Source organism: Niveispirillum sp. FG156 (assembly GCF_057809555.1).
Genome location: NZ_JBMDKE010000022.1, coordinates 100,628 through 111,446, shown reverse-complemented (window position 1 = coordinate 111,446; position 10,819 = coordinate 100,628). Strand labels below are relative to the sequence as shown.

Sequence of the window (10,819 nt, the reverse complement as noted above, 5' to 3'; positions counted from 1 at the left end):
TCCAAGCCGTTGGGTATCCCCTTGCGATTCAACCTAAATTCATCCCGCTCTAGCGCGTTTTACGCCAATCTCCCTTGCTCGTGACCGATCAAGGGAGATTTCTTGTTCCCTCAGACGCCGGGCGCCGCCATCCGGCGGCTTGGCTTCACGCCGCTACCAAGCGGCGGGCCGGCGGTCGCCGGCCTCCACTCTGCCAACGGGCAAGCCCTTGGCAGAGTGGTATTACAGCTCCAACAACTGTTCACGCGTGATCCAGAACACCTCGCCGAAGGAATGTTCGGTTTCCAGCCACAGGAATTCTGCGTCCGGGTACGCTTCTTCCAGTGCGGCACGACCGGTGCCGACCTCCACCAGAAGGCCACCCTCGGGGTTCAGGTACTTGGGCGCTTCCTTCAGGATGCGGTGGACGATGGCCATGCCATCATCATCGCCGCCGACCAGGGCCATGCGCGGCTCCGCCTGATATTCGGGCGGCAGATTGTCCATCGCCTCCTTATCGACATAGGGCGGGTTGGAGATGATCAGATCGTATTTCTTGCCCTTCAGCGGCTTGAACAAGTCGCCATGGAACAGCTTCACGCGTTCTTCCAGGCCATGGTCGGCCACGTTGATCTTCGCCACTTCCAACGCGTCGGGCGACAGGTCGACGGCATCGACATCGGCCAGCGGGAAGATGCTGGCCGCCAGGATGGCAAGGCAGCCGGAACCGGTGCAGAGATCCAGCACCTTTTCCACGTCCGTCACGTCATCGACCAGGGTGAAATCCTGCTCGCCCCCGAACAACTCGCCAAACAGCAGCTCCCCGATGAACGACCGGGGGACGATGACGCGGTCATCGACATAGAAAGGCACGCCCTGGATATAGGTGCGCTTGGTCAGGTAAGCGGCGGGTTTGCGCGTCGTGACCCGCTGGTGGATAATCTCCGCCAGCGCCAGCCGTTCAGCGGGGATCAGTTTGGCATCGAAATAGGGTTCCAGCTGATCCACCGGCAGCTTCAGCGTTTCCAGCACGATGAAGGCCGCTTCGTCATAGGCGGTGACGGCCCCGTGCCCATGCACCAGCCCGGCGCGATTGAAGCGGCTGACGGCATAGCGGATGAAATCACGCACCGTGGACAGTTCCGCCGCCACGACATTGGTGGCGGGCAGGGACAGGTCGGACATTTGGGTACACACTCCGGCTGGGACGGGTTTGGGCGGTCAGGATGGCAGGGCGCGGATAAACGGGCAAGGATCGCCCTTTTATCCGCGCAGCCACGCCTCGATCAACTGTCTGGAAATGCTGTCGAACGGCGGCAGGCGGAAGTTCTCACCATTCTGATTCTTTCGCACGAAATCGCGGCTGAACCAGCGCACATCCTCCAGCTCATCCTCATCCGCCTTCACGTCAAGCGTGGTGGCACGCGCGTGGAAGCCCAGCATCAGGGAGGAGGGGAAGGGCCAAGGCTGGCTGGAATGGTATTTCACATCCGTGACGCGCACGCCCGCCTCTTCGAAACATTCGCGCATTACCGTCTCTTCCAGGCTTTCGCCCGGTTCCACGAATCCGGCGAGCGTAGAATACATGCCTGGGGGAAAGCGCGATTGCCGGCCCAGAAGGCAGCGGTCACCGCCATCATGGACCAGCATGATGACCGCCGGGTCATGGCGGGGGAAATGCTGGGCGGCGCAGTCGGGATTGGTGCAGCGCCGGCTGTGCCCGCCTTCCGCCGCCGCCGTGGGCGACCCGCAGGTGCCGCAGAATTTATGCTTGCCGTGCCACAGCATCAGGGCGCGGATATAGGCATACATGCCCCCCGCCCGCTGCCCGATGCGGGTGCCCAGCGACCGCAGTTCCACAAACCGGCCCAGCTTCGCCACCTCCGCATGGGTGTCGACATCTTCCAAAGGGGAGATATCGACGGCGAAATAGGAATGGCCGCCATCATCACCCAGATAGATGGGTGGCATGGCCAGATGCCATCCCCACCAGTCGGCAGTGACCGGCAGGTAAGCGGGCAGGGGTGCATCATCGGCCCCCGCAATCAGATGCCGGCCCCGCCACCAGGGGATGATCCGGGCGGCCTGCGGGTGGCGCAGACGGGCGGCAAGCCAGTCCTCATCCTTGCGCCGGTGGGCGGCCCGATCCAGGCCGGAGCCGGCATAGAAATTCAGTCTCATCATGGTTTGGCGACGGTGACATGCGCGCGGGCAAGCCGCCAATGCACAGGTGTCAGAGCGGCCCCGGCGGATTTCTCCCTTGTTTTTCTGCTGACACTCGCCGATATAGGCGTCGGGAGGTTGGCAACGGGCGGGTCCCTCGCCAACCCGGTCAGGTCCGGAAGGAAGCAGCCGTAACGAGTTTCGGCTCGGGTCGTTCGTCCAGCCTCCCACCTTTCACAAAATTCGCCATCGTCGCGCCGCTCTGTCAAAAGCGGTATCGCAAAACCATGGCGTCGGCGCGCTTGCATCACTAAACTGCCGCGTCCTTGCCGTAGACCCGAGACGCCCCGTGACCGACGAGACGAACAGCCATTCCGCCGCCGGTGCCGCCTATCGCGTGCTGGCGCGTAAATACCGGCCACAGAATTTTGATGAGCTGGTGGGGCAGGACGCGCTGGTCCGGACGCTGCGCAATGCCATCCAGTCGGGCCGCATCCATCAGGCCTATATGCTGACCGGTGTGCGCGGGGTGGGCAAGACGACGACGGCGCGTATCATTGCGCGTGCCCTGAACTGCATTGGGCCGGACGGGCAGGGCGGGCCGACCATCAGCCCCTGTGGCGTGTGCGAGATGTGCGTGTCCATTGCCGCCGACCGCAATGTCGATGTCATCGAAATGGACGCCGCGTCGAATACCGGCGTCGATAATGTGCGCGAGATCATTGAGGGTGTGCGCTATGCGCCGTCTGCCGCGCGCTACAAGCTCTACATCATCGACGAAGTCCATATGCTGTCGAAAAGCGCCTTCAACGCACTGCTGAAGACGCTGGAAGAACCGCCGCCGCATGTGAAGTTCGTCTTCGCCACCACCGAGATTCGCAAGGTGCCGGTGACAGTGCTGTCGCGGTGTCAGCGATTCGACCTGCGTCGTGTGGATCACCCCACCCTGGTGGGGCATTTCACCCGCGTGGCGGGCAAGGAAGGCGTGCCGGTGGAGCCCGACGCCATCGCCCAGATCGCGCGGGCCGCCGACGGATCGGTGCGTGACGGGCTATCGCTGCTGGATCAGGCCATCGCGCTGGGCGGCGGTAACGTCACCCTGGCGCAGGTGCGTGATATGCTGGGTCTGGCCGACCGGACACGCGTCATCGACCTGTTCGAAGCGACCATGACGGGCAAGCCGGCGGATGCGCTGGATATCCTGACCGATCTGCATCGTTGCGGGGCCGATCCGATTGTCATTACCCAGGACCTGCTGGATTTCGCGCATTTCCTGACCCGTGCCCGTGTCATTCCGGCCACTGCCGAGGATGTGTCGATCCCGGAGGACGAGCGGACGCGCGGTGTGGCCCTGGCCCAGAAGCTGGGCATGGCGTCGCTATCGCGGGCCTGGCAGATTTTGTTGAAGGGTTTGGCCGAAATCCAGCATGCGCCGGTGCCGATGCAGGCGCTGGAAATGGTGCTGATCCGCCTGTCCTATGCCTCCGATCTGCCCAGCCCGGCGGAACTGATCAAGAAGATCAATGAGGCAGGTGGGGTGGAGGCGGCGGCGCGCGCCCTGCACGGGGGTAGCCCTGGCGGCGGCGGATTTGCCGGTGGTGGCGGTCCGGGGCCGGTGGTGCATTCGGCCCCGACCCAGGGGGCGCCAATGGCCATGGTGGCGGGCGGAAGGGCCTTTGCCGGGGCGCCGGCGCCAATGTCGGCGACCATGCCGATGGCGACGCCGCAGCCGGTTGGCAAGATCGATACGGTGCCGGAACCAACCAGCTTCCGTGAGGTTGCCGATCTGTTTCTGGACAAGCGCGAGGGCGTGCTGGCCGGCATGCTGCGCGCCTCGGTCCATCTCGTCCGGTTCGAGTCCGGAATGATTGAGCTGCGCTTGTTGCCTGCCTGCCCGCAGAACCTACCTGGCAAGGTGGGGCAGTTGCTGACCGAATGGACGGGTAAACGCTGGGTCGTGTCCGTATCCGGTGCCGCCGGTGAGCCGACCATTGCCGAGCAGGAACGCGAAGCCGAGCTGCGCCAGCGTGCCGAGGCCGCCGAACATCCGCTGGTCAAGGCCGTGCTTGAGGCGTTTCCAGGTGCCAAGATTGACAAGATCATCGACCAGAGCCAGGTGACCCTGGCCCCACCGCCGATGGCCGAACCCGAGATTCCCGAGGCGATGGACGCTTTTGGGGGTGACGAGATGGCCGACAGCCCTTATTTCGATGCACCACCGCCCCTGGATGAGGGCGATTATGAAGGAGACTTCTGAGCCATGAAGAATATCGGCCAGATGATGAAGCAGGCCCAGCAGATGCAGTCCAAGATGGCTGAGATGCAGGCCAAGATGCAGGAACATGAAGCCACCGGTGTGTCCGGCGGCGGCATGGTCAAGCTGACCCTGAACGGCAAGGGCGATCTGCGCGGTCTGAAGATCGACAAGTCCATCGTCGATCCCGAGGATGTCGAGGTTCTGGAAGACCTGATCACCGCCGCGTACAACGACGCCAAGGGCAAGATCGAGGCCTTCACGGCGGAACAGACCAACGCCATGATGGGCGGTCTGAAGCTGCCGCCCGGTTTCAAGATGCCGTTCTGAGACGGACGGTTTCGTAGCGCGGATTAGCGACGCGTAATCCGCGGGATATCATCGACGGAATTTCCGCGGATTACGCTTCACTAATCCGCGCTACACTTCCTTTGGTCTTCCTGAAATCGCGTTGCACTCGTCACCCCTGGAACAGCCGTGCGTTGCGCTTTACCTCGTCTGCGATGAATTCCGCGGCCACGCGGATGCGGGAGAGGTGGCGCACGTCGGAATGCATGACCAGCCAGAAGCTGCGGATCAGCTTCACCTCGCCCGGCAGCAGCCGGACCAGCTCTTTCTCCCCCGCCGCCATGAAACAGGGCAGAACGGCAATACCGCTGCCAGCCTGCACCGCCCGGAACTGTGCCACCAGACTAGCGCTTTTCAGGTAAGGGCGGATATCGCGGGAGACGAGCGGGACGTAATCCAGCTCCGGCGTATAGAGCAGATCATCGATATAGGAGATGAAACGGTGGGCCGCGAGGTCGCCCGGCCCGTCGATGGGCGGCGCCGTCTCCAGATATGAGCGCGCGGCGTAGAGGCCCAGCTCATAATCGGTCAGCTTGCGTGCATGCAGGCGCCCGGCTTCCGGCTGTGCCAGGGTCACGGCGATATCCGCCTCACGCTTCGACAGGCTGAACAGGCGCGGCATGGCCACCAGCTGCACCTCCAGATCGGGATGCAGCGCGCCCAGGCCACCGATGCGCGGGGCCAGAAAGAAGCTGCCGAAGCCATCGGGCGTGCCGATCCGCACCGCGCCCGACAGCTTGGCTCCGGCACCCGACAGTTCCTCCTGGATGGTCAGGGCCATGCCCTCCATGGCTTCGGCACTTTGCAGCAGGGTCTCCCCCGCCTGGGTCAGGCTGTATCCCGTGGCATGGCGTTCGAACAGGGTGGTGCCCAGCGCCTGTTCCAGACCCGTCAGGCGGCGGCCGAGCGTGGTGTGATCCACCCCCATGCGCTTGGCCGCCAGGGTCAGCCGGCCCGACCGCGCCACCGCCAGAAAGGATTGCAGATCGTCCCAATCGAACCGGCTGGCCATACCCACCCCATGCGAATTTGCGCACAATAACGGCGAGGAACTTCGCATGGATGTGCGTCTGGCCGCAATGGTACTGGTTTAAAGAACGCGATGGCCGTAGGTCAGGTCGAGGCGTGAGCCGAGCCCTGACGGAAAAGGCATCAGGCAATGCCGTCAGGGCTCGCTTCGCTCGACCTGACCTACGATAAGATTGCCGCCGACCATTGCGATTGAAAGGGAGGATGGGTTTTGAGTGAGGATGTCATCTGCACCGTCAAGGGTGCCATCGGCCATATTCTGCTGAACCGGCCCAAGGCGCTGAACGCCTTGACGCTGGACATGGTGGAGGTGATCGCGCCGGTGCTGGATGCGTGGGGCCAGGATCCCGCCATCAAGGCCGTGGTGATCCGGGGGGCCGGTGACCGGGCCTTCTGTGCCGGGGGAGATGTCCGCGCCGTCTGGGATGCCGGGTGGGAACGCAAGCGGGGCGAGGGCACGGGCGCCCTGACCGCCGCCTTCTTCGGCGGCGAATATCGCCTGAACCGGCAGATCAAACGCTTTCCCAAGCCCTATGTCGCTCTGATGGATGGTATCACGATGGGCGGCGGTGTCGGCCTGTCGGTTCATGGCAGCCACCGGGTGGTGACGGAAAAGACCCTGCTGGCCATGCCGGAAACCGGCATCGGCCTGTTCCCGGATGTCGGCGGGACGTACTTCCTCCCGCGCGTGCCGGGCAAGCTGGGCCTCTATCTGGGCCTGACCGGCGCGCGGGTGCATGCGGCGGACCTGATCTATACCGGGATCGGCACGCATCATGTGCCGTCCGCTTCGCTGGATGCCATCGAGGCAGCACTGGCCGAGGGGCAGGATGTGGATGCGGTCCTGACAGCATATGCCGCACCGGTGGGGGAGCCGCCGCTGGCCGCTCTGCGTGACGCGATTGATACGGCGTTTGAGGTCGAGAATGTCGAAGGCATCGTGGCGGGCCTGATCTCCCAGGGCACGCCCTGGGCCGACAAGGTGGCCGAAACCATCCTGTCCATGTCACCCACCAGCCTGAAAGTAACGTTCGAGCAACTGCGGCGCGGGGCGGAACTAGACTTCGACGATTGCATGCGGCTGGAATTCCGCATGACCCAGGCGGTGATGGACGGCAACGACTTCTTCGAAGGCATCCGTGCCGTTCTGGTCGATAAGGACAAAAACCCGAAATGGAACCCGGCCAAGCTGGCCGACGTGTCGGCGGCGGATGTCGCGCGGTACTTCGCGGTGCCGGCGGGCGGGGATCTGGTGTTTTAAAGTTGAAAGTAGCCTGATTGGTCGCTCTCTGCCGTCATCCCGGCGAAAGCCGGGACCCAGCGTGAGCGGCGTCAGCCGCGACATGAATCATATCGGCGCTAAACGCGCCTTGACGCTGGGTCCCGGCTTTCGCCGGGATGACGGTTCATAGATGTTTCGACCTAACCTATTCGACTCCTGAAACAATAACCTGTGGAGGAAATGACCATGGCGACCATTGCGTTCATCGGGCTGGGCAATATGGGGCTGCCCATGGCCAAAAACCTTCTGAATGGTGGGCACAATGTGCTGGGCGTCGATCTGGCGCCCGCCAATATTGCCGCCGCCAATGAGGCGGGAATCGATATGTCCAAGTCCGCCGGCGATGCGGCGGCGTTGGCGGATGTCGTCGTCTCCATGCTGCCCGCCGGTGGCCATGTCCGCGCCGTCTACAGCAACGCGGGCGGGGTGATTGAGCGGGCCCGCCCCGGCACCATCTTCATCGACAGCTCTACCATCGATGTGGACAGTGCCCGCGCCGTGATCGCCCAGGCGGAGAAGGCTGGACACCTGATGGTCGATGCGCCCGTGTCCGGCGGCACCGGCGGGGCGGCGGCGGGCACGCTCACCTTTATGGTGGGCGGGGCCGAGGCGGCTTTCGCGGCGGCACAGCCGTTCCTGGCCCTGATGGGCAAAAATATCGTGCATGCCGGGGGTCCTGGCACGGGGCAGGCGGCCAAGATCTGCAATAATATGGTGCTGGGCATCTCCATGATCGCCGTGTCGGAGGCGTTTGCCCTGGCCGACAAGCTGGGGCTTGAGCGGCAGAAGCTGTTTGATATCTCCAGCACCTCGTCGGGGCAGTGCTGGTCGCTGACCAGCTATTGCCCGGTGCCAGGGCCGGTGCCGACATCGCCCGCCAACCGCGACTATGCGCCGGGCTTTGCCGTGGACATGATGTTGAAGGACCTGAAGCTGGCGCAGCAGGCAGCGGCCAGCAGCGGGGCCAGCACCCCCCTTGGCGCGCAGGCCGCATCCCTGTATCAGCTATTCTCAGCGGCGGGGAACGGGGGTCTCGATTTCTCCGCTATCGTGAAGATGTTGCAGGGGAAATGACATGAGCGGCGGGAAAAGCGGCAATCTCTACCATTTGTTCGAAAGCCGCTTTCCCGCCGATCCTACGGCCCGTTTCATCACCCTGATGGACGGGCCGCGTCAGGGTGTGTGGTATACCTACGCCGATGTCGCCTCCATCTCCGCCCGTTTTGCCCATGCCATGGCGGCGCTGGGTGTGAAGCGTGGTGACCGCGTGGCGGTACAGGTGGAGAAGAGTGCGGAAAACCTGTTCCTCTATCTCGCCACTCTGCGGATGGGGGCGGTTTATCTGCCGCTGAACAATGCCTATCAACGGGGCGAGGTCAGTTACTTTCTGGAAGATGCTGCCCCTGCTTTGTTCGTTTGCCGGCCCGAGGATGAGGTGGGCATGAAGGAACTGGCAACGCGGTGTGGCGTGCCGGCGGTGGCGACCTTGGGCGTGGCCGCGGATGGCAGCCTGCCCGATATGGCCCTGAACCTCAGCCCGCAGTTTGAGACGGTGGCGGTGGGCGAGGATGAGCTGGCGGCCATCCTCTATACCTCTGGCACCACGGGGCGGTCGAAGGGGGCCATGACCAGCCATGGCAATCTGGCCAGCAATGCCCTGACCCTTCATCAGCTGTGGGGCTTTATGCCGGGCGAGGTGCTGCTGCATGCCCTGCCGATTTTCCATGTGCATGGGCTGTTCGTCGCCACCAACACGACCCTGCTGAATGGCGGGCACATGCTGTTCCTGTCGAAATTCGATGCGGACCGGGTGGTGGAGCTGTTGGGGCAGGCAAGTGTCCTGATGGGTGTGCCCACCTTCTATACCCGCCTGCTGACCCATCCCGGCTTCACGCGCGATCTGGTGGCGCATATGCGGCTGTTCATCAGCGGGTCGGCACCCCTGCTGGCCGATACGCATACGGAGTTCTCTGCCCGGACCGGTCACGCCATTCTGGAGCGTTATGGCATGACAGAGGCGGGGATGATCACATCCAACCCGCTGACTGGGGATCGTGTGCCGGGAACGGTGGGCTTTCCGCTACCCGGCGTGTCGCTACGCGTTGCCGATGAAAAGGGGACGTTGCTGAGCACGGACGAGATCGGGCAGATCGAGATCAAGGGGCCCAATCTGTTCAAAGGATATTGGAACAAGCCGGAGAAGACGGCGGAGGATATGCGCGCCGATGGCTTCTTCATCACGGGCGATGTGGGGAAGGTGGATGCGCGCGGGTATGTCCATATTGTGGGCCGGGCCAAGGATCTGGTGATCTGCGGCGGGTTCAATGTTTATCCCAAGGAGATCGAGACGGTTCTGGATGCCATTGATGGCGTTGTGGAAAGTGCCGTGATCGGCCTGCCGCACCCGGATTTCGGTGAGGCGGTCGCCGCGGTGATCCAGAGGCAGCCGGCGCGCGATGATGTGACGGAGGCGTCGATCATCGCGCATGTGAAGGGCGAACTGGCCAATTTCAAGGTGCCCAAGCGGGTCTGGTTCGTGGATGAACTGCCGCGCAACCAGATGGGCAAGGTGCAGAAGGCGGCCCTGCGGGAGCAGCACAAGGCGGCTTTTGGCGGGTGAACGCCGTAGGTCAAGTCGAGCCGGAGGCGAGCCCTGACAGCGAAGGATTGAAAGCTATACTGTCAGGGCTCGCCTCCGGCTCGACCTGACCTACGTCATTACCCCGCCATCAGCGCGGCCAGCTTGTTCAAGGTCGTCCAGTTGCGGGACGTGCCAGTGACGCCGGCCAGGCGCAGCAGCTTCACCGGGTCGGTGGTGGCCTTGCCGGCGCCGTTGATGAAATGCATGTAGAGCAGGTTGTCCGACAGGTGCAGGCGGTCGGGGCCGGTATCGAGGGCGGCCAGCTTCGCCGCGCCCGCCGCATCCGGGGCCTTGGACAGGAAAAAGACCAGCAAATGGTTGGGTACGTTGGCGGCGGCGTCGGGGAAGGGGTTGTCGGCGATGGCGGCCTGCACCTGCGTGGTGTCGCGGATGATATGGTCGGCGGTGAAGCCGAATCGCGTGGCGAATGCGGTCTCCAGCCGGGGGTGTAGGCTCTCAAGCGGTTCGTCGCTGGCTGTGTCGAACAGCAGGTTGCCCGATTGCAGCAACGTGCGGACGTTGGTGAAGCCCATTTCCTCATAAAGCTGCTTCCACAGGGCCATCTTCACGATCTTGTTGCCGCCGACATTGATGCCGCGCAGCAGGCAGGCGAGGGTGGGCATGCTGGTCCTGTTCGTAGAGCGGATGAGCGTAGCGTAATCCGCGGAAGAGCCGCGACGGGGCCGCGGATTACGGCTGACGCCTAATCCGCTCTACGCCATGCGCGCTGTCAAGCCCGTCCGCAGACTGACGATCTGGGCGGCACTGATCCCGGCGACGGCCAACGCTTGTACCAGAACGAAGCCGGTGCCCAGCGGCGTGGTCCAGCCCAGCGACAGCAGGGCGAGGCTGCCCAGGATCCAGGACAGGTTCAGCGCGATCATCAGTTTGGCGGGACCCGCCGGCACGCCCACCCGACGCCCGGCCCAGGCCGCGAAAAGGGTGCAGGGGAACAGGATGATGCCCGCCTCTAGCAGCAACCAGGATGGCAGGCCCAACAGCGGCTCCAGCAGGCCGGCACCGAACGTCAGCAGCAGGCCCGAGGCCAGGCAGGTGGCGGCGTCGATCAGCAGAAGCTGGCGGGTGAGGGGACCGATACCCATGATCATCTCCATCATTTGGC

General features: G+C 63.7%; 10 protein-coding genes and 1 other RNA gene. 6 read left to right on the top strand and 5 right to left on the bottom strand.

The window, feature by feature from the left end; genetic code table 11:
• Nucleotides 1–222: 222 nt before the first annotated feature.
• Nucleotides 223–1,164, bottom strand: coding sequence for a 50S ribosomal protein L3 N(5)-glutamine methyltransferase (prmB, locus tag ACODSP_RS15550; RefSeq protein ID WP_488966478.1), 942 nt, complete (start codon nucleotides 1,162–1,164; stop codon nucleotides 223–225).
• 78 nt (nucleotides 1,165–1,242) lie between these two features.
• Nucleotides 1,243–2,163 carry an NAD(+) diphosphatase gene (nudC, locus tag ACODSP_RS15545; RefSeq protein ID WP_488966477.1) on the bottom strand — a complete coding sequence of 307 codons (921 nt, stop codon included), beginning with the start codon at nucleotides 2,161–2,163 and terminating at the stop codon, nucleotides 1,243–1,245.
• A 112-nt stretch (nucleotides 2,164–2,275) separates the two neighbouring features.
• Between nudC and ffs the strand changes: the two genes are divergently transcribed.
• From ffs to ACODSP_RS15530, 3 genes are all read left to right on the top strand, one after another.
• Nucleotides 2,276–2,373: signal recognition particle sRNA small type (gene ffs, locus ACODSP_RS15540), an RNA gene on the top strand.
• A 118-nt stretch (nucleotides 2,374–2,491) separates the two neighbouring features.
• Nucleotides 2,492–4,399, top strand: a complete 1,908-nt coding sequence (locus ACODSP_RS15535; protein WP_488966476.1) for a DNA polymerase III subunit gamma/tau — start codon at nucleotides 2,492–2,494, stop codon at nucleotides 4,397–4,399.
• 3 nt (nucleotides 4,400–4,402) lie between these two features.
• Nucleotides 4,403–4,726, top strand: coding sequence for a YbaB/EbfC family nucleoid-associated protein (locus ACODSP_RS15530; RefSeq protein WP_054169286.1), 324 nt, complete (start codon nucleotides 4,403–4,405; stop codon nucleotides 4,724–4,726).
• Nucleotides 4,727–4,856: 130 nt separating this feature from the next.
• On the opposite strand, the gene ACODSP_RS15525 is transcribed toward ACODSP_RS15530, so the two are convergent.
• Nucleotides 4,857–5,756, bottom strand: a complete 900-nt coding sequence (locus ACODSP_RS15525) for a LysR family transcriptional regulator (RefSeq protein ID WP_488966475.1) — start codon at nucleotides 5,754–5,756, stop codon at nucleotides 4,857–4,859.
• 228 nt (nucleotides 5,757–5,984) lie between these two features.
• On the opposite strand from ACODSP_RS15525, the gene ACODSP_RS15520 reads away from it, so the two are divergent.
• From ACODSP_RS15520 to ACODSP_RS15510, 3 genes are all read left to right on the top strand, one after another.
• Entirely contained in the window at nucleotides 5,985–7,034 is a 1,050-nt protein-coding gene (locus ACODSP_RS15520; RefSeq protein WP_488966474.1) for an enoyl-CoA hydratase/isomerase family protein, read from the top strand.
• A 207-nt stretch (nucleotides 7,035–7,241) separates the two neighbouring features.
• Nucleotides 7,242–8,129: a 3-hydroxyisobutyrate dehydrogenase gene (gene mmsB / locus ACODSP_RS15515; protein ID WP_488966473.1), complete on the top strand. Its 888-nt coding sequence runs from the start codon at nucleotides 7,242–7,244 to the stop codon at nucleotides 8,127–8,129.
• A gap of 1 nt (nucleotide 8,130) precedes the next feature.
• Entirely contained in the window at nucleotides 8,131–9,675 is a 1,545-nt protein-coding gene (locus ACODSP_RS15510; protein WP_488966472.1) for a malonate--CoA ligase, read from the top strand.
• 98 nt (nucleotides 9,676–9,773) lie between these two features.
• Here the strand turns inward: ACODSP_RS15510 and ACODSP_RS15505 are convergent, their stop codons facing one another.
• Both ACODSP_RS15505 and ACODSP_RS15500 read right to left on the bottom strand, forming a co-directional pair.
• On the bottom strand, nucleotides 9,774–10,319 hold the full coding sequence (locus ACODSP_RS15505) for a DUF1697 domain-containing protein (protein ID WP_488966471.1): 546 nt from the start codon (nucleotides 10,317–10,319) through the stop codon (nucleotides 9,774–9,776).
• A 90-nt stretch (nucleotides 10,320–10,409) separates the two neighbouring features.
• The gene (locus tag ACODSP_RS15500; protein WP_488966470.1) at nucleotides 10,410–10,799 is read right to left on the bottom strand and encodes a hypothetical protein; all 390 of its coding nucleotides are present in this window, start codon (nucleotides 10,797–10,799) and stop codon (nucleotides 10,410–10,412) included.
• Nucleotides 10,800–10,819 lie beyond the last annotated feature (20 nt).